Genomic DNA, 17,161 nt, shown 5'->3' with positions numbered 1-17,161 from the left:
GGCCTTGAACTTTTCTTGCGCCTTGCGTCTGGCGCTTTTTGAGCGGTCTGTGCAGCGATGTTTGTTTTGACAACGTGCTGGGCAAGGAGAAAGCCATGAACACTGTGGACATCGCCATCATCGGAGCCGGTCCGGGCGGACTGGCCTGCGCCGCGCAGGCAATCCGTCATGGCCTTTCCTGCCTTGTCGCTGAAAAGGGCAGGCGGATTTTGCAAGGCATCCGCGACACCTATCCCAAGGGCAAGGGGGTGTACCCCACCACGCCCAAGGGAACGGAGGACGAGTTCGCCATCCCCCAGATGCGCCCTCAGGGCGAAAAGGAAGACCTGGAGGAGTTTCTGGCGCGCATCGAGGCCTTCGTGGACGAGACGGGCATTCCCATCCGCCTGGGCGATGAGTTCAAGGGACTTGCGCGCGAGAAGGACGGCTTCGCCGTGACCCTGGACTCGGGCGCGGTGCACGCCAGGTACGTGGTCCTGGCCTTCGGCAGCAACATCCCGGTGGAGCTTGGCGTGTACGGCGAGGCCAAGACCGTGGCCCGCAACCTGGAGAACCCCGAGGATTTTCTTGGCGCGCCCACCCTGGTGCTTGGCGGCGGCAGCACCGCGGCCGACATCGTGGCCGTGCTCTCGCGCTTCAAGCGCGCCAACAACGACCCCACGCCGGTCTATTGGGGGCACCGCCGCACGACCATGCGCGTGCAAAAGGACGTGGCCCGCGACATGGGCGAGGAGATCCTGCTCGGCGGCAACATCAAGATCCTGCACAACGCCGTGCCCAAGCTCGGCGAGGTGGACGAGGACGGCATCGAACGCCTCGTGGTGCAGACCCAGAAGATGCACCTCGACGGCGGCGTCTACATCCTGCAAAGCCTGTCCTTCCCCATGAAGAACGTCATCGCCTGCATCGGCTCGCAGGGGCCCGCGCCGGTCTTCCGCAAGCTCGGGCTGCAGATGATCACCTGCACCGAGGGCATCTGCAAGATCGGCAAGGAGGGCTCGGAACTGATCCTTCTGAACCAGTCGCTGGAGACGAGCCAAAAGGGCGTCTTCGCCATCGGCGGAGCCATCAGCCCCGTCTACATGGGCGTCTTCGAGGCCGGAGCCATCAGCGAGAACCGCCATCCGAACATCATCTTCACCGCGGTGCGCGACGGCGTGGCCGTGGCCGACGAAATCGCCGCCCGATGCAAGGGCTAACAGGCCGGTGAAAAAGTCTCATCTGCCGCGTTGCCGCGAAAAGCTCAAACCCTCGCGTATTTCAACTACGCGTCGGCCTTGAACTTTTCTTGCGCCTTGCATCTGAAACTTTTTGACCGGCCTGCAAAAAACGAGTTTTTCAACAGCCTCTTAAGGGGATTTCTTCGATGCTCAACACGCACATCCGCTTCGAACACGACGCCGATCGGCTGATGCTCCTGGACCAGCGCTACCTGCCCTGCCGCGAGGACTGGTACGAGGTGCGCGACCTTGCGACCACGGTCTACGCGCTGCAGGAGATGGTCATCCGCGGCGCGCCCGCCATCGGCGTCACGGCCGCCTACGGCTGCTATTTCTGCGCGCGCGAGACGCTGCGCGAGACCGACGGGCTGCTCCCCTGGGCGGAATCGCTCCGGGCCAGGCTCGACACCCTGCGAAACGCCCGGCCCACGGCCGTGAACCTGCGCTGGGCCGTGGAACTGCTCGAATCCATGTGGGCGGAGCGGCCGGGCATCGGCCTGCCCGCGCTGGCCACTGTCTGGCTGGACAAGGCCAAGGCCATGCAGCGCGAGGACGAGGAGACCAACAAGGCCATGGGTGCGCACGGCGCGAACCTGCTCGCCGACGGCGACCGGGTGATGACGCACTGCAACGCGGGCGCGCTGGCCACGGCGGGCTGGGGCACGGCCGTGGGCGTGATCTATTCGGCCGTGGAGCAGGGCAAGAAGATCACGGTGGTGGCCAACGAGACCAGGCCCTTTTTGCAGGGCGCGCGGCTGACCGCCTACGAGCTCGACAAGTGCGGCGTGGACGTGACCGTGGCCTGCGACAACGCCTGCGCGCTGCTGATGAAGAAAGGGCTGGTGGACAAGGTGGTGGTCGGCGCGGACCGCATCGCGGCCAACGGCGACGCGGCCAACAAGATCGGCACCTACGGCGTGGCGCTGCTGGCCAAGGCGCACGGCATCCCGTTCTACGTGGCCGCGCCCTCGTCCACCTTCGACCTGCGCTGCGCAACGGGCGAGCAGATTCCCATCGAGGAGCGCACCCCGCGCGAGGTCACGCACCCCACGGGCGAGTCGTCCATCACCCCGGTGGGCGTGAAGGTCTACAACTTCGCCTTCGACGTGACCCCGGCGGAACTGATCGCGGGCATCATCACGGAGAAGGGCGTGCTGACCCCGCCCTACACGGAGTCCATCGCCAAGGTCATCGGGCAAAAGCGGTAGCAGACCGCCCCAGTGCGCCATCCGGGGCGCTGGCGCGAAGAATCCTGGCCTTCGCGCATGCGTGTGATACGCGGCGGACGCGAATTCGCTTGCGCCTTGCGGCTGATGCTTTTTGAACAGTCTGCCTAGCGGTATGGTTCAAGGAACCTGCCAGGCAGCAGGAGAAGCGGTCGGCGTTGCCGGAAGGGCGCATTGCCGGAAAGTCGGGCGCTGGCGGGGCCGGACGAGTCCGAGCAGGGCTTTCCGTCATCGCGCCGGACGCCGGGCTCTTCGTCGCTGGCGGGTTCGGGCGGCCGGGGCTTTCCCCTGCTGCCCTTGCCTTACGGGGGGGATTGCCGTAAACAACTTACCCCTTTCCCGCGGAGGGATGGCAGAGCGGTCGATTGCGGCGGTCTTGAAAACCGTTGGCTCCGCAAGGGGTCCGGGGGTTCGAATCCCTCTCCCTCCGCCAAGTCTTAGTTAATCATCCGGAATCATGGTGCAAAACCGTGGCCCAGTGCGGCTGTGTCTCCACTGGAGACACACGTGGAGGCACAATGCGCGCGAAAACCCAGGCCAGTGCGCATGCTTTCGATACGCGCCGGACATGGGTTTTCGCGACAGCGCCGCAGGTGAGGCTGCGCAAGCGGCCCGCTAGAATCCATCCACCTTGGGGCAGGACTCCAGGGCCTTTTTGATCGCCGCGTCGGGGTAGGCGTAGTTCTCCAGGTCGCCGCGCAGGTAGGCGTCGTAGGCCGCCAGGTCGAGCATCCCGTGCCCCGAGTAGAGGAGCACGATGACCTTGCCCTCGGGCGCGTCCCGCGCCTCCTCGATGGCCGCCGCGATGGCGTGGGTGGTCTCGGGCGCGGGAAGGAACCCCTCGCTTTGCAGGAATATCCGGCCCGCCTCGAAGACCTCCTTCTGGTAGTAGGCCTTGGCCTCCACCAGCCCGTCCTTGGCCAGCGAGCAGACGATGGGCGCGTCGCCGTGGTAGCGAAGCCCCCCGGCGTGGATGGCCGGAGGATAAAACCCGTGCCCCAGGGTGTGCATCTTGAGCAGCGGCGTAAGCCCGGCCACGTCGCCGTAGTCGTAGCGATACTCGCCCCTGGTCAGGGTCGGGCAGGCCTGCGGCTCGGCCGCCACGAAACGCACCTTCGAGCCCGCCAGCTTGTCGGGCACGAACGGGCAGACCAGGCCGCCGAAGTTGCTGCCGCCGCCGACGCAGCCGATGAGCACGTCCGGCGTCTCGCCGACCATGGCGAGCTGTTTCTTCGTCTCCAGGCCGGTGACGGTCTGGTGCAAGATCACGTGGTTGAGCACGCTGCCCAGCGCATAGTTGGTGTCGGCGTGCGTGGCCGCGTCCTCCACGGCCTCGGAGATGGCGAGGCCGAGCGAGCCGGGATTGTCCGGATTCTCGACCAGGGCCGCGCGGCCCGCCTGGGTCTTGTCGGAAGGCGAGGGGAAGACCTCGGCCCCGTAGGTGCGGATGAGGATGCCGCGATAGGGCTTGGCGTCGTAGCTCACCCGGACCATGTACACGGTGCAGGCCATGCCGAACATCTGGCAGGCGAAGGACAGGGCCGTGCCCCACTGCCCGGCCCCGGTCTCGGTGGCTAGGCGCCTCGTTCCGGCCTTCATGTTGTAATAGGCCTGGGGCACGGAGGTGTTGGGCTTGTGCGAGCCAGCGGGCGAGACCGACTCGTTCTTGTAGTAGATGCGGGCCCTGGTGCCCAGCGCCTTCTCCAGGCGATGGGCGCGCACCAGCGGCGAGGGCCGCCAGAGCTTGTATATCTCGCGCACTTCCTCGGGAATGGGAATCCAGCGCTCCTGGGACATCTCCTGCTCGATGAGCGCGGGCGGGAAGATGGCGGAAAGCATGTCCGGGCTCACCGGCTTGTGGGTCTGCGGGTCCAGGGGCGGCGGCAGGGGCGTGGGCAGATCGGGCAAGACGTTGTACCAAGCCGTGGGCAGTTCGCTCTCGGGCAGGATGATCTTGGTCTCGTCTGACATCGCTTCCCCCTGTGCGCCGCGCGCGGGCGGCGGATCGGTTCTGGTTCCGGCTGAACGCGGGATGTTTTCCACTGTCCCTGCCTAGCCTTGCAATTGGCCGCTGTCAATTTGGAGAGTGAACCGTCGGGCCGTGTCTGCCCGCCGCCCGGAAAAGAAGGCCGCCCCTCTTGCCGTCCGGAACGTTCGGCACTATTACCGTCCCTGCCGGGCATTTCGCCTGGTCGAGGTTGTCGGCAAATCCCGTCTCAGGCCGTCGGCAAACCCAACCCTGTTCGTGCGGAGCATGCTCCATGATTCCTGTGCGAGACGAACCCCAGCGACATCCCTGATTCCCCGCCTCCCTTCATTCGTCCACGACCGGGCCGCCTTTGCGGCGCGGAGCGTGGCGCGCCGTTTGTCATGTTCATCATGCGCGCAGCCGGGGAGGCGATCATGATTTTCGATGCAAAGGGGCCGCAGGCCCAGACCACCACTACCACTGATTCGGCTCGGCTTTCCGCCGTAAGCGGACCGAGCCTGTCGCTTCTGGAGAAGTACCTGCTCAAACGCGGTTTTTTTGTGCGCGACGTCTGCGATCCCCGTGACAACGTGGTCTGGACAGTGTGCAGCCGCGAGGGCCTGCCGGGCGAGGTGCGCTATCCCAATCCACACTACCACCATCTCTCGCGCGACCGTGCGGCCGACCTTCAGGCCGCGCTCGCCTCGGCCTCCGTGCTGCTCGGTGTTCCGGACGAGGCGCTGGCCGCGCAGGTGGCGCAGATCGCGGTCATGCCGCCTGCCGGTTTCGCCTGCCGACTGTGCGGCGTGTGTTGCGAGTCCATGTCTGACGCCTTCAGGGGACGGGTGAGCTACGAGGAGGTCGCGGCTTGGCGCGAACTGGGCCTTTATCGCATCCTGCGCCTGGTGGGCGTGGAGGAGCGCGGCGGCTATACCCTCTACACGGCCTGGAAGAATCCGAAGAACGGCAAGCACTTCAAACGCTGCCCATGGCTGCGCAGCCTGCCGGGCGGGCAGGGACGCGGCTGCGCCATCTACGAGCACCGGCCGTTCAAATGCCGTTCATTTCCGTATTCTCGCGATCACGCCGAGCGGTCTCACTGCCGCGCTTTTGAATACCTTCCCTGCGATCTGGAAGGGGCTTTTATGCCGGTGGATAGAGACAATGGCCGCACACAGCGCCGCGACGACTGCGGCGAGGCTGTGGAGTGATGCGCCGCGCGCCGCGCTGCGTCGGTCCGGCACGCTGCGGTGTGCCATCGTTACATAATGTCACGTGTGCATCGATTTTTCTCGATGTAGCGTGAGGGGTATTGTGTTTTGCCCGGCTTGTTGTATTATACACCAAAAAAGCTGGAGCCGCCATGCACACTCCGAAAGTCGCCGTGACGGCATGCAACGCCGCATATCGCCCTGTGCGATGCGAATGTTTCGCGACGCATCGTTTTGGATTGTTTCTGTTCGTCTGGCTGCTTGGGGCGCTGATTTTGGCCGCTCCGGTTCTGGCCTCGCCTGCCGGACAGACGACTCCCGAAAAGAAAGAGTCGGCGACTCCGCCTTTCGATGCACCCGCGGCTCCAGCGCCCCACTGGAAGCCGCTCATCGAGCGTCTAGCCGGGGACGGCTTCTCGCGCGAGAACCTGACGCGGCTTTTCGCAAGGCCCGATGCGGTTTACGACGCCGCGGTCATGGGCCGCAAGATGCGCTCGCTCTACGAGATCAAGTACCGCGACTGGATGTACGCCAGGGTCCAAAAGCGCCTCGATGCGCTGGGCTGGAAGCCCGGGCCCGTGGACGGCAAGCCGGGCGACATGACCATGGCCTCCGTGCGCGCGTTCCAGGCCCATCACGGATTGCAGGTTTCGGGCTGGCCGTCATGGGCGCTGCTCGACGTCCTGGAGCGCACAAAGGATAAGGCTCCCGCGAATTTCACCGTGCCGCCGCCGCCCAAGACGACTGCGGCCACGCCCCACCTCGTCTATCGAAGCGCGCTCACCCCCGAGCGCGTGGACGAGGCGGTGCGTTTCTACAAGGCCAGGAAGGACATGTTCCGCGAGGTCGAGAAGCGCTACGGTGTGCCTCCGGAAGTGGCGCTGGGCATCCTGAACGTGGAGACCGTGTTCGGGGCCGTCTTGGGCAGGCACAGCGCCTTCCTGGCCCTGGCCAGCATGGCCGCCACGCGCGAATGGGACGATCTCGCTCCTTCCTTCGAGGGGCGCGCGGTGCTGCCCGACCAGATGCCCTGGCTCATCAAACGCACCGGCGAGAAGGCCGACTGGGCCTATGCCGAGTTGACCGCGCTGCTCGACGTGGCCGAGGCCTGCGGCCGCGATCCGCTGGACATCCCCGGCTCGGTCTACGGGGCCATCGGCATCTGCCAGTTCATGCCCACGAACGTGCAGGCCTACGGCATCGACGCCGACGGCGACGGCGTGATCGACCTCTTCGTGGAGGAGGACGCGGTGCACAGCCTGGCCAATTTCCTGAAGGCCCACGGTTTCCGGCCGGGCGGCCAGAACTCTGCGCGACAGCGCCGGGCCATCTATCGCTACAATCAGTCTCAGGCCTACGTGAACACTGTCTGGGCTATGGCTGACAAGGTCCGCCCCCTTTTGGGCCGCTGAAAACGCGCCATCTGCGGCGTTGCTTCGAGCCGGTCAAACCCTCGCGTATTCTTTTGATACGCGTCGGTCTTGACCGGCTCTCGCGCCTTGCATTTGACGCCAGTTTGAGCCTGAGGCCGACATGGTATTTTGAGCGGCCTGAAAGAAGGGCTTGATGACGAGCCCACGGGTTGTGTTGCCGCGAAGAGTCCGGACCCTCGCGCTTTTTGACCGGCCCAAAGGGAGAGGGGCGTCGGTGAAAAATTCCCTCTACCTGATGACGAGAACCGGGCAGGGCGAGGTGTGCAGCACCTTGTGCGTCACGCTGCCCAGGACCAGACTTTCCAGGCCCGACTTGCCCTTGGTGCCCATGACGATCACCCCGCACTTCTCAAGCTCGGCCACCTCGACGATCACTTCGGCGGTCGGCCCGCCCACGATCTTGTCCGTGTAGGGCACGTTCGCGCGCACGAGCAGTTCGCGGAACGGGGCCAGCATTTCGGCCGCCTCGCGGGCGTAGCGCTCGGTCAGATCCTGGAAATTGGGTTCGCCCAGCGCCGTGGGCACGGGGCGATGGCAGTGCAGCAGCACGATGCTTCCCTTGGCGAGCCTGGCCATTTCCACGGCGGCCAGGGCGGCCTGCATGGAGTAATCCGAACCGTCCACGGGCAAAAGGATGCGGGTGAAGTCTATTTTCGCTGGCATGTGCGGCTCCTTGACATTGCCCCGGTCATTGGCGGGGGCGAAGGGTTCTCGAAACAAGGACGCGCTCTCGGGCGTCCGCTTTAAAATGCGTCTATCGACGACAAGTCTACTGGGCTTTCGGCTTCGCGGCAATGGCCGGGGAAAAAGTCCGGTCCGGACAGGGCGGCTCGCCGAGCGTGCGGGGCAGATCGCCGGACCGTCTTGACCCGCTCACGGCCATGCAGTAACCACGTGTTTCCCGCATCTCATCCGACATTCGCTGAAAGGGGTTCGCCATGGTGCAAAAGACGGACAAGATCTGGTTCGACGGCAAACTCGTGCCCTGGGACGAGGCCAACGTTCACGTGCTCACCCACACGCTGCATTACGGCGTGGGCGTCTTCGAGGGCATTCGCTCCTACAAGACCGTTGACGGCAAAAGCGCCGTCTTCCGTCTTCCCGAACACGTGGAGCGGCTCTTCGACTCCGCCGCGATCATGGAGATGAAAGTCCCCTACAGCGAGGACATCGTCAACAAGGCCATCATCGAGACCTTGACAGTGAACGGCCTGTCCGAGGGCTACATCCGGCCCCTGATCTTCATCGGCGACGGAGCCATGGGCGTGCACCCGGGCAAGAACCCCATCCGCGTGGCCATCGCCACCTGGGCCTGGGGCGCGTACCTCGGCGAGGAGGCCCTGCGCAAGGGCATCCGCATCAAGACCTCCACCTTCACCCGCCACCACGTCAACGTGATGATGACCAAGGCCAAGGTCTGCGGCAACTACGTCAACTCCGTGCTGGCCAAGGTCGAGGCCCTGGCCGACGGCTACGACGAGGCGCTGATGCTCGACACGGCGGGCTACGTCTCCGAAGGCTCGGGCGAGAACGTCTTCATCGTGCGCAAGGGCATCATCAAGACCCCGCCCCTGACCTCGATCCTCGCGGGCATCACCCGCGAGACAGTCATCGAGCTCGCCCGGTCCCTGGGCTACCAGGTGGTGGAAGAGCGCTTCACCCGCGACGAGATGTACAGCGCGGACGAGGCATTCTTCACCGGCACCGCCGCCGAGCTCACGCCCATCCGCGAGGTGGACCGCCGCCGCATCGGCAAGGGCGAGGCCGGACCGGTGGCGCTCAATCTGCAGAAGGAGTACTTCAAGGTCGTGACCGGGGCCAACCCGGATTACGCCAAGTACCTGACCTACTACACAGTCTAGCCGCTGACGGCGAACCCGAGGGAAAGGGGCCGCTTGCGGCCCCAAAGACCATGAGCACCCAAAGCCTCACCGCCAAATACCGTCCCCAGCGCTTTGCCGACGTGGCCGGGCAGGAAGCCGTCAAGGCCGTGCTCGCGCGCGCGTCCCAGGAGGGCCGCATCGCGCCCGCGTACCTTTTTTCGGGCACGCGCGGCGTGGGCAAGACCACCGTGGCCCGCATCTTCGCCAAGGCCGTGAACTGCGAAACCGCGCCCACGGCCGAGCCCTGCAACGAGTGCAGGCACTGCCGGGCCATCACGGCCGGGGCCGCCGTGGACGTGGTGGAGATCGACGCGGCCTCCAACCGGGGCATCGACGACGCCAGGCGGCTCAAGGAAGACATCGGCTACGCGCCCATCGAGTGCCGCTACAAGGTCTTCATCGTGGACGAGGCCCACATGCTCACGCGCGAGGCCTTCAACGCGCTCCTGAAGACCCTGGAGGAGCCGCCGCCGCACGCCACCTTCGTCCTGGCCACCACCGAGCCGCACAAGTTCCCGGCCACGATCATCAGCCGCTGCCAGCACTACGTCTTCAAGCGCCTGCCGCAAAAGGAGCTCGAAGCCCACCTGCGCGGGCTTTTGGAGCGCGAGGGCGCGCCCTTCGAGCCCGCCGCGCTGACGCTTCTGGCCCGGCGCGGCGCGGGCAGCGTGCGCGACTCCATGTCGCTGCTCTCCCAGGCCTTGGCCATGGGCGGAGCGACCCTGACCGCGAGCGACGTGCGCGAGGTGCTGGGGCTGGCCGGGCGCGAGATGCTGCTCGAAATCCTCTCTGCCGTGGCCGCGGGCGATTGCCCTGCATTGTCGCGGCTTCTGGGCCAGGTGTTGGACCAGGGGCTCGACCTGGGCTTTTTCCTGCGCGAGCTGGCCGGAACCTGGCGCGATCTGTTCCTGCTCGCGCAGTCGCAGGGGCAGGCCCTGGAGGTGCTGGACATGCCCGCCGAGGAGGCCCGCGAACTGGCCGGTTTCGCCTCGCGCCTGAGCCTGGCCCACATCCACGCCTGCTGGCAATTGACGCTCGAAGGCCAGCGCCGCGTGCTGCACAGCCTGGAGCCCGCGCAGGCGCTGGAGCTTTTGCTTTTCAACATGGCTTGCCTGCCCAGGCTCTTGGACCTCGACGGCCCCGGCGCGACTGGCGCGGTCACGCCCGCATCCGGCAACGTGTCTGGCAATACGCCGGGCAATACGCCGGGTGGGGCTGCGAGCGCTCCTCCCAAATCATCGGCCAGCGGGCCGGGCAACGCGCCGCAAAGCCCTAGCGGCGCGAAGCAGGGAGGCGAGGTCGCCCCCCCGCCCCAAGCGCCGACCGCCAAGGCCATGCCTGCGGCGCCTCGCGAGCCAGCGCCCGCTTCGTCCCGCGAGCCCGCCAGGCGCGCCTCCCAGGACGAAGCCCCGCCCTGGGAGGACGGCGACCCCGGCCCATGCGCCGACGCGACCCCGCCGTGGGCCGAGACCGCCCCCCGCGATCCCGAGCCGCCGCGCACGGCTGAGGCCGCTTCCCCCGCGCCCAAGGCGGAGGAAAAGGCGAGTCCCGAACCAGTGGCCGCACCGCGCGGCAATCCGCCCCCTCCGCCGGGACCGCGCGATTTCGAGGCGTTTCGGGCCTACGTCGGAACCCGCGAGAACGGCCGGGCCCTGCCGCCGAGCTTTTCCCTGTGCACGGGCGAATACGCCGGGGGCGGACTGACCGTCGTCTGTCAAAACGACAGCCATCGCAGCCAGATGACCCAGGCGGACAACCTCGCCCGTATTACGGCCGCGGCCCGCGACTTCTTCGGCCCGGACGTGACGATCGGCTTTTCCAGCGTCCGGCGCGCCCCGGAAAAGAGCCGCCGCGAAATGCTCGACGAGATACTGGCCAACCCCGTGGTGCGCCGCATGAAGGACGAATTCGGCGCGGTCATCATGGATTTCGGCCCCAAACACTAGAAAACGAAAATATCGCAAGGAGACGCCATGCGCGGAATGAACGACCTGGTTCGCCAGGCCCAGATGATGCAAAAGAAGATGGCCGATTTACAGAAGGAATTGGCCGAGCGGACCGTGGAAGCCCAAAGCGGCGGCGGCATGGTCAGCGTCACGGCCAACTGCTCGGGCGAGATCGTGGCCATTCGCATCGACAAGTCCGTGGTCGATCCCCAGGACGTGGAGATGCTCCAGGATCTGGTGCTCGCGGCCATCAAGGAAGCCATCAAGCAGGCCAACGAACTGCGCGAGGCCGAAATGACCAAGATCACCGGCGGCATCAAGCTGCCCGGCATCCTCTAGGCGGTCCATGGACGCGAACACGCTGCCGCTCCCCTTGCGCGAGTTGGTGGAGCGGCTGGCCGCGTTGCCCGGCCTGGGCCCCAAGTCCGCCCTGCGCATCGCCCTGACCATGCTCAAATGGCCGCGCGAACGGGCGGACGCCCTGGGCCAGGCCGTATTGGACCTGCGCGAGAAGCTGTGTTTTTGCCGCCGCTGCCTGAGCATCGCGGAGCAAAGCCCCTGTCCCTTGTGCGCCGATCCGGGGCGCGAGCGCGACCAACTCTGCCTGGTGGGCGAGTGGGACAGCCTGTTGGCGCTTGAGGCGGGCGGTTTTTACCGGGGCCAGTACATGGTCCTCGGCGGCCTCATCGCCCCCTTGGACGGCGTGGACGCCGCGAGCCTCGATTTCGCTGCGCTCAAGGCCCGGCTGGCCGAGGGCGAGGTGCGCGAACTGATCCTGGCGCTGGGCACCACCACCGAAGCCGAGGCCACGGCCTCCTACGTCAAGAACCTGTTGGCGCGCGAATTTCCAGACATCGGCCTGACCCGGCTGGCCCAGGGCATTCCGCTGGGCTCCGAGGTCAAGTACGTGGACCGCGAGACCCTGCGCCAATCGCTCCTGTGGCGGCAGAAGATCTAGGCCGCCCAAAGACGAAGCGCCTGAACGACATGAGTTCCCAACACCTTCTCGACGGCCTGCCCGAAGGCGACGATCAGATTTTTCTGACGGGCGAGGTGCGGTCCGTGGCCTTTCACGCGCCGGACAGCGGCTGGACCGTGGCCCGCGTGGCCGCGCGCGGCGAGCCGGGCCAGACCACGGTGGTCGGCGTCATGGGCGAGCTCACGCCGGGCGAGGTCCTGGAGATGTGGGGCCGCTGGAAGGAGCACCCGCGCTTCGGCCGCCAGTTCGAGGTCAACCGCTTCGTGCAGGCCTATCCCGCGAGCCTGGCCGGGGTCGTCCGTTACCTCTCCTCGGGGCTCATCAAGGGCGTGGGCCCGGCCCTGGCCGAGCGCATGGCCGACCGTTTCGGGATCGAAGTCCTGGACATCCTGGACAACGAGCCCAAGCGCCTGCTCGAGGTGGAGGGCGTGGGGCGCAAGAAGCTCGCGGACATCGTGGCCTGCTGGAACGAGCAGCGCGAGATTCGCGGGCTGATGCTCTTCTTGCAGACCCACGGCGCGCCAGTGACCTTCGCCCCGCGCATCTTCTCGCTGTGGGGCGCGGGGGCCATCGCCAAGCTGCGCGAGAATCCCTACGAGCTGGCCTATCTGGTGCGGGGCGTGGGCTTTCGAACGGCCGACGCCATGGCCCTCAAGCTTGGCTTCGCCCCGGATGCGCTGGAACGGGTGGAGGCGGCCATCGTCTTCGGGCTCTTCACGGTCAGCGAGCGCGGCCACCTCTTCTTCCCCCGCGACGAACTCTTCGGCCTGTGCCAGGAACTGCTCGGCGGCCTGGATCACGACCGTTTTGACGAGGCCCTGGCCGGGCTCGAAGCCAAGAAGCGCGTGGTCGTCGAGGATCTCTCCGTGCAGGGCGTGGAAGAGGCGATCTGGCTCAGGCTCTTCTACAACCTGGAGCGCGATGTGGCCTCTCGCCTCGTGGCCCTGCTCGACCACCCCTGCCCGCGCGAGTTGCGCTCCAAGGTCGAGGGGCTGTTGCCGGGTCTTGAGCGCGCGGCCGGGATCACGCTCTCCAACGAGCAGCGCGAGGCCGTGGTCGGAGCCTGCGTGAACAAGGCCTGGATCATCACCGGCGGTCCCGGCACGGGCAAGACCACCATCACCCGCATGATCGTGCGCGCTCTGGCCGCGGCCGGGCTCTCGGTCAAGCTCTGCGCGCCCACGGGCCGCGCGGCCAAGCGCCTGAGCGAGGCGGCCGGAAGCGCGGCCTCGACCATTCACCGGCTTCTGCAATACCAGCCCGACGGCGGCTTCGCCGTGAACGAGGAGCACAAGCTCAAGGCCGACGCCATACTCGTGGACGAGGCCAGCATGCTCGACACGCAGCTCTTCCAGGCGCTGTTGCGGGCCCTGCCCCTGACCTGCCGCCTGGTGCTGGTGGGCGACGTGAACCAGTTGCCGTCGGTGGGGCCGGGCAACGTGCTGGCCGATCTTCTGACCAGCGAGGCGCTGCCGCACTCGCGCCTGGAGCACATCTACCGCCAGGCCATGGAGAGCGCCATCGTGCGCAACGCCCACCGCGTGAACCAGGGCGAGTTCCCCATCGAGGACGACGCGCAGCCGCCCAAGAAGGATTTCTGGTGGATCGTGCAGGACGATCCCGCCACCGTGCGCCGCCTGGTGATCGACTGCGTGGCCGAGCGCATCCCGCGCGCCTACGGGCTTGATCCGCTGCGCGACATCCAGGTGCTCACGCCCATGCACAAGGGCGAGGTGGGCACCAAGGCCCTGAACGAGGCCGTGCAGGAGGTCGTGAATCCGCGCCGCCGTGAACTCTTGCGCGGCCAGACGCGCTTTCGCGCGGGCGACCGCGTGATCCAGCTTCGCAACGACTACGAGAAGGACGTCTTCAACGGGGACCTGGGGTTCATCACCGAGGTGGATCAGGAAGGCGGCGAACTGCTCGTGGATTTTGACGGCCGCGCCGTGCTCTACGACGCCACGGAACTGGACGAGCTTTCCCTGGCCTACGCCGTGAGCGTGCACAAATCGCAGGGCAGCGAGTACCCGGCCGTGGTCATCCCGCTGCTCACGCAGCATTTCGTGCTCTTGCAGCGGAACCTGCTGTACACCGCCATCACCAGGGCCAGGAAGCTGGTCGTGCTCGTGGGCAGCCGCCGCGCCGTGGCCCTGGCCGTCAAGAACAACCGCTCCGAGCGCCGCTATACCAACCTTCGCTTCCGGCTCCAGGAACTGGTCAACGGTTGAACGGACGAACGCGCATGGCCGAATACGAGGTTTGCCGCATGATCCAGGGCTTTCCCTCGCATGGTGTCGCCCGTGACGCCATGCGGACTTCACTGCCCACCGGTAAAGAAAGGTCGAGACAGAAATGTGCGGCATAGCCGGAGTGGTGGGCATTGCCGGAGCCCACGTGATCGTGGCGCGCATGCTCGAAGTGATTGGTCATCGTGGGCCCGACAACACGAGTCTGTGGTCCGAGGGCGATATTTCCCTCGGCCATGTCCGACTGTCCATCGTGGACCTCTCGCCGCAGGGCAACCAGCCCATGTTCAGCGAGGACGAGGGCGTGGTCCTCACGGGTAACGGCGAGATATACAACGCCCCGGAATTGCGCCGTGGGCTCCTTGATGCGGGCCACGCCTTTCGTTCCCACAGCGACAACGAGGTGCTGCTGCATCTGTACGAGGACGCGGCTCGAGAAGGCGACGAAGACTGGCCGCTGGTCCTGAACGGCATGATCGCCTTCGGCCTCTTCGACCGCATCCGCCGCCGTCTGATCCTCGGCCGCGACAGACTGGGCATCAAGCCGCTGTATTACGCCCAGATCGGGGGCGGACTTATCTTCGCCTCGGAGATCAAGGCCATTCTGGCCTCGGGCCTGATCCGCGCCAAGGCCGATCCCGAGGGTTTCGCCCAGTATCTGACCTTCGAGAACACCTTCGGCGCACAGACGCTTTTCGCCGGCATGCGCATGGTCGAACCGGGCCAGACGCTCGTTTTCGAGGCTGCCAGGCTGCGCGCGCACCGCTATTGGGACGTGGTCTTCCGGGACGAGACACCCATGACCTTCGCCGAGGCCTGCGACGAGTTTCTGGTTACCGCCAAGGAGTCGGTGGCGCGCCACCTCATGAGCGACGTGGAGATCGCCACCTACCTTTCCGGCGGCATCGACTCCACGAGCGTGGCCACCCTGGCCCTGGAAAATCTGGGCACGGGCGTGGCAACCTTCAACGGCCGTTTCGACGTGGGAGGCTGGTATGACGAGAGCGGCGGCGCGCGGGCAGTGGCCGAGCGCATCGGCTCGCGCCACTCCGAGGTTGTCATGGGGCCGGATGACTTTGCGGTTTGCTTCGACGATCTTATGTACCACCTCGACGAACCGCGCATGGGCTACGGTTCTTTTTCGCAATACGTGGTGGCTCGCGAGGCCTCCAAATCCGTCAAAGTAATCCTCACCGGTCACGGAGGCGATGAATTTTTCGGCGGATACCAGGTTTTCAAGTTTGCCGGTTTCCTGGCTTCGCTGCCGGGCGATCCAGGCCGGGCGTTCAGGCTGTTGCGTGGACACCGGCCGCGCGAAATCCCCCATCTCGCCTATTTCCTCCTCCAACCGCTGCTCACGAGGGCGCGCCGTACCTTCCTGCCGCTCATCAACACCCGCAGGGCGCTTATGCGCATGCTGCAACCCAGGGCCCTGGCGCAGCTTGGACAGATCGACCCCCGGGCCGGGCTCACGGCCCTGATCGGAGACGAGCCGGATACGGTGCGGCGGCTGACCAGGGTTTTCATGAAGAGCTATCTGCCCGGGCTCTTCACGGTCGAGGACAAGATATCCATGGCCCATTCCCTGGAGTCGCGTACGCCGCTTTGCGACAACGCCATGGTCGATCTATCCCTGCGCGTGCCCTTCGAACTGAAGCTTCATGGCGGCGAACTCAAGGCTATTCCCAGGGCGGCCATGCGTTCCCGATTGCCCGAGATTCTTTACGGAATGCCCAAACGGGGTTTTCCCACGCCTCTTCGCCCGTGGTTCAGGTCCGACCTTTCTGACTTCGTCAGATCACGTCTTTCAGTTCGAGATACGCCGCTGCACTCGATTTTTACGCCAAACGCCGTGCGCGGCGTCCTCGATCGCCAGGCACATTCTCCGGTGCGCCGTCTCGGCGCTGTGGACGAACTGTTCACACACCGCGTCTGGCAGATGCTCTGCCTCGATTCCTGGATGCGTCGCTTCGACGTCGATCCGGGCGACCTTGCGGAGTGGGGCGGTGCTTGACGAGACCACGCGGTCCAGGCGCGTTCAAAGCCGACCGTGTCCGCGTCGAAGCCTGTCGGGACATGTCGTCCTCGCGCCTTGGATGTCCTGATGCGCGCCATCCTGGTTGTGCTCCTCAAGCTCGGCCTAGCCGGGGGATGCTTGGCCTATGCCCTGTGGGGCGTGGACTTCGCGCTCCTTGGCCAGGCTATCATGGGGTACAGTCCCGTCCGGTTCGCGGTCGTATGCGTCATCATGCTTCTTTTGCTCGTCTTTCCGGGCGTTCGGCTGCGCTTTCTGTGCGGCCGCCGCCTTGGCGTATGGAGCGGCAGCAAGGCCTCGGCCCTTGCGCTTGGGTTGAACAACGTCTTTCCCGCCAAACTCGGCGAGATCGCCAAAACCGTGTACGTCAGCCGCAAATGCGGATTCTCCACGGCGAAGGGCCTTGGGCTCATCTTTTGGGAACGATTCTTCGACGTGAACATGGTTCTGTGTCTAGCCATCCTGTCAGTGGGTGTTTCGCGGGACGGACTGCTCATCTGGCCGGGCCTTGCGTTCATCGTCGCCGCTTGGCTATGCATCGCCGGTCTCACGGCCTGGCCGGATCTGGCCCGGGCCGCACTGCGTCTCGTGCCTGTGGAGCGGATGCGCCTCTTCGCCTGGGATTTTCTGGGCCAGTTGCGCGAGAGGGTGGGCGCGGTATTCTTCGTCAAGCTCGGCTTGGCCACGGTTTTCGTCTGGGGCTCGTATTTTCTGGTCTGCCTGCTGTGTCTGGTCTGGGTCGCAGGGCTCGAACTCGGACTCTTCGAGGTGCTTGTGACCTTCGTCGTCGCGGCGCTAGGCATGGCCGTGCCCTCGACACCGGGGGGCATCGGCGTCTATGAAGCAGCCGTGGTTTTCGCGCTCGGACTGTTCGGCGTGGACAAGGAAAGCGCACTGGCTGCCGGTCTGGTGATGCATATGGCCCAATTTATCCCAGTGACCCTGGCGGGGACCCTGGTCTTGGCCGCAAGCGACCTCAGGCTTGGGCAACTTAGAAAGAGCGAGGTGTAAGG

Annotated in this window: 13 protein-coding genes and 1 tRNA gene; 12 read left to right on the top strand and 2 right to left on the bottom strand. The window is 65.8% G+C overall.

Annotated features, from left to right (window positions below; genetic code table 11):
- Positions 1-95 precede the first annotated feature (95 nt).
- The 3 genes from DSAT_RS03455 to DSAT_RS03445 all read left to right on the top strand — a co-directional run bounded on the left by DSAT_RS03455 (position 96) and on the right by DSAT_RS03445 (position 2,879).
- Complete coding sequence (locus DSAT_RS03455; protein ID WP_020886197.1) at positions 96-1,199, top strand: NAD(P)/FAD-dependent oxidoreductase; 1,104 nt, start codon at positions 96-98, stop codon at positions 1,197-1,199.
- Between the two features lie 167 nt (positions 1,200-1,366).
- Entirely contained in the window at positions 1,367-2,428 is a 1,062-nt protein-coding gene (gene mtnA / locus DSAT_RS03450; RefSeq protein WP_020886196.1) for an S-methyl-5-thioribose-1-phosphate isomerase, read from the top strand.
- Positions 2,429-2,789: 361 nt separating this feature from the next.
- A tRNA-Ser gene (locus DSAT_RS03445) sits at positions 2,790-2,879 on the top strand.
- A 182-nt stretch (positions 2,880-3,061) separates the two neighbouring features.
- Here the strand turns inward: DSAT_RS03445 and DSAT_RS03440 are convergent.
- Complete coding sequence (locus DSAT_RS03440) at positions 3,062-4,417, bottom strand: TrpB-like pyridoxal phosphate-dependent enzyme (RefSeq protein WP_020886195.1); 1,356 nt, start codon at positions 4,415-4,417, stop codon at positions 3,062-3,064.
- Positions 4,418-4,849: 432 nt separating this feature from the next.
- Here DSAT_RS03440 and DSAT_RS03435 point away from each other — a divergent pair, with 432 nt between their 5' ends.
- Both DSAT_RS03435 and DSAT_RS03430 read left to right on the top strand, forming a co-directional pair.
- Complete coding sequence (locus DSAT_RS03435) at positions 4,850-5,626, top strand: YkgJ family cysteine cluster protein (protein WP_020886194.1); 777 nt, start codon at positions 4,850-4,852, stop codon at positions 5,624-5,626.
- A gap of 239 nt (positions 5,627-5,865) precedes the next feature.
- Positions 5,866-7,038 carry a lytic murein transglycosylase gene (locus tag DSAT_RS03430; protein WP_161656090.1) on the top strand — a complete coding sequence of 391 codons (1,173 nt, stop codon included), beginning with the start codon at positions 5,866-5,868 and terminating at the stop codon, positions 7,036-7,038.
- Between the two features lie 249 nt (positions 7,039-7,287).
- Here the strand turns inward: DSAT_RS03430 and DSAT_RS03425 are convergent, their stop codons facing one another.
- Entirely contained in the window at positions 7,288-7,722 is a 435-nt protein-coding gene (locus DSAT_RS03425; protein WP_020886192.1) for a universal stress protein, read from the bottom strand.
- A 275-nt stretch (positions 7,723-7,997) separates the two neighbouring features.
- On the opposite strand from DSAT_RS03425, the gene DSAT_RS03420 reads away from it, so the two are divergent.
- The 7 genes from DSAT_RS03420 (at position 7,998) to DSAT_RS03390 (ending at position 17,159) form a co-directional block, all read left to right on the top strand.
- A complete protein-coding gene (locus tag DSAT_RS03420) occupies positions 7,998-8,921 on the top strand; it encodes a branched-chain amino acid transaminase (protein WP_020886191.1) in 924 nt (307 codons plus the stop codon).
- 50 nt (positions 8,922-8,971) lie between these two features.
- Positions 8,972-10,888 carry a DNA polymerase III subunit gamma/tau gene (gene dnaX, locus DSAT_RS03415; RefSeq protein WP_020886190.1) on the top strand — a complete coding sequence of 639 codons (1,917 nt, stop codon included), beginning with the start codon at positions 8,972-8,974 and terminating at the stop codon, positions 10,886-10,888.
- A 27-nt stretch (positions 10,889-10,915) separates the two neighbouring features.
- Positions 10,916-11,227: a YbaB/EbfC family nucleoid-associated protein gene (locus DSAT_RS03410; RefSeq protein WP_020886189.1), complete on the top strand. Its 312-nt coding sequence runs from the start codon at positions 10,916-10,918 to the stop codon at positions 11,225-11,227.
- A 7-nt stretch (positions 11,228-11,234) separates the two neighbouring features.
- Complete coding sequence (gene recR, locus DSAT_RS03405; protein ID WP_020886188.1) at positions 11,235-11,846, top strand: recombination mediator RecR; 612 nt, start codon at positions 11,235-11,237, stop codon at positions 11,844-11,846.
- Between the two features lie 29 nt (positions 11,847-11,875).
- Entirely contained in the window at positions 11,876-14,095 is a 2,220-nt protein-coding gene (recD2, locus tag DSAT_RS03400) for an SF1B family DNA helicase RecD2 (protein WP_020886187.1), read from the top strand.
- Positions 14,096-14,219: 124 nt separating this feature from the next.
- On the top strand, positions 14,220-16,127 hold the full coding sequence (gene asnB, locus DSAT_RS03395; protein WP_020886186.1) for an asparagine synthase (glutamine-hydrolyzing): 1,908 nt from the start codon (positions 14,220-14,222) through the stop codon (positions 16,125-16,127).
- 90 nt (positions 16,128-16,217) lie between these two features.
- A complete protein-coding gene (locus DSAT_RS03390) occupies positions 16,218-17,159 on the top strand; it encodes a lysylphosphatidylglycerol synthase transmembrane domain-containing protein (protein WP_020886185.1) in 942 nt (313 codons plus the stop codon).
- Positions 17,160-17,161: the final 2 nt, after the last annotated feature.

It is taken from the genome of Alkalidesulfovibrio alkalitolerans DSM 16529, assembly GCF_000422245.1.
Lineage (GTDB): Bacteria > Desulfobacterota > Desulfovibrionia > Desulfovibrionales > Desulfovibrionaceae > Alkalidesulfovibrio > Alkalidesulfovibrio alkalitolerans.
The sequence above is the reverse complement of the archived record's forward strand: the minus strand, read 5'-3'. Positions and strand labels throughout refer to the sequence as shown.

Excerpts from the sequence above, each read along its gene's own strand:
- DSAT_RS03455 (WP_020886197.1), top strand. The coding sequence starts at position 96 with ATGAACACTGTGGACATCGCCATCATCGGAGCCGGTCCGGGCGGACTG.
- mtnA (WP_020886196.1), top strand. The coding sequence starts at position 1,367 with ATGCTCAACACGCACATCCGCTTCGAACACGACGCCGATCGGCTGATG.
- DSAT_RS03440 (WP_020886195.1), bottom strand. The coding sequence starts at position 4,417 with ATGTCAGACGAGACCAAGATCATCCTGCCCGAGAGCGAACTGCCCACG.
- DSAT_RS03435 (WP_020886194.1), top strand. The coding sequence starts at position 4,850 with ATGATTTTCGATGCAAAGGGGCCGCAGGCCCAGACCACCACTACCACT.
- DSAT_RS03425 (WP_020886192.1), bottom strand. The coding sequence starts at position 7,722 with ATGCCAGCGAAAATAGACTTCACCCGCATCCTTTTGCCCGTGGACGGT.
- DSAT_RS03420 (WP_020886191.1), top strand. The coding sequence starts at position 7,998 with ATGGTGCAAAAGACGGACAAGATCTGGTTCGACGGCAAACTCGTGCCC.
- dnaX (WP_020886190.1), top strand. The coding sequence starts at position 8,972 with ATGAGCACCCAAAGCCTCACCGCCAAATACCGTCCCCAGCGCTTTGCC.
- DSAT_RS03410 (WP_020886189.1), top strand. The coding sequence starts at position 10,916 with ATGCGCGGAATGAACGACCTGGTTCGCCAGGCCCAGATGATGCAAAAG.
- recR (WP_020886188.1), top strand. The coding sequence starts at position 11,235 with ATGGACGCGAACACGCTGCCGCTCCCCTTGCGCGAGTTGGTGGAGCGG.
- recD2 (WP_020886187.1), top strand. The coding sequence starts at position 11,876 with ATGAGTTCCCAACACCTTCTCGACGGCCTGCCCGAAGGCGACGATCAG.
- asnB (WP_020886186.1), top strand. The coding sequence starts at position 14,220 with ATGTGCGGCATAGCCGGAGTGGTGGGCATTGCCGGAGCCCACGTGATC.
- DSAT_RS03390 (WP_020886185.1), top strand. The coding sequence starts at position 16,218 with ATGCGCGCCATCCTGGTTGTGCTCCTCAAGCTCGGCCTAGCCGGGGGA.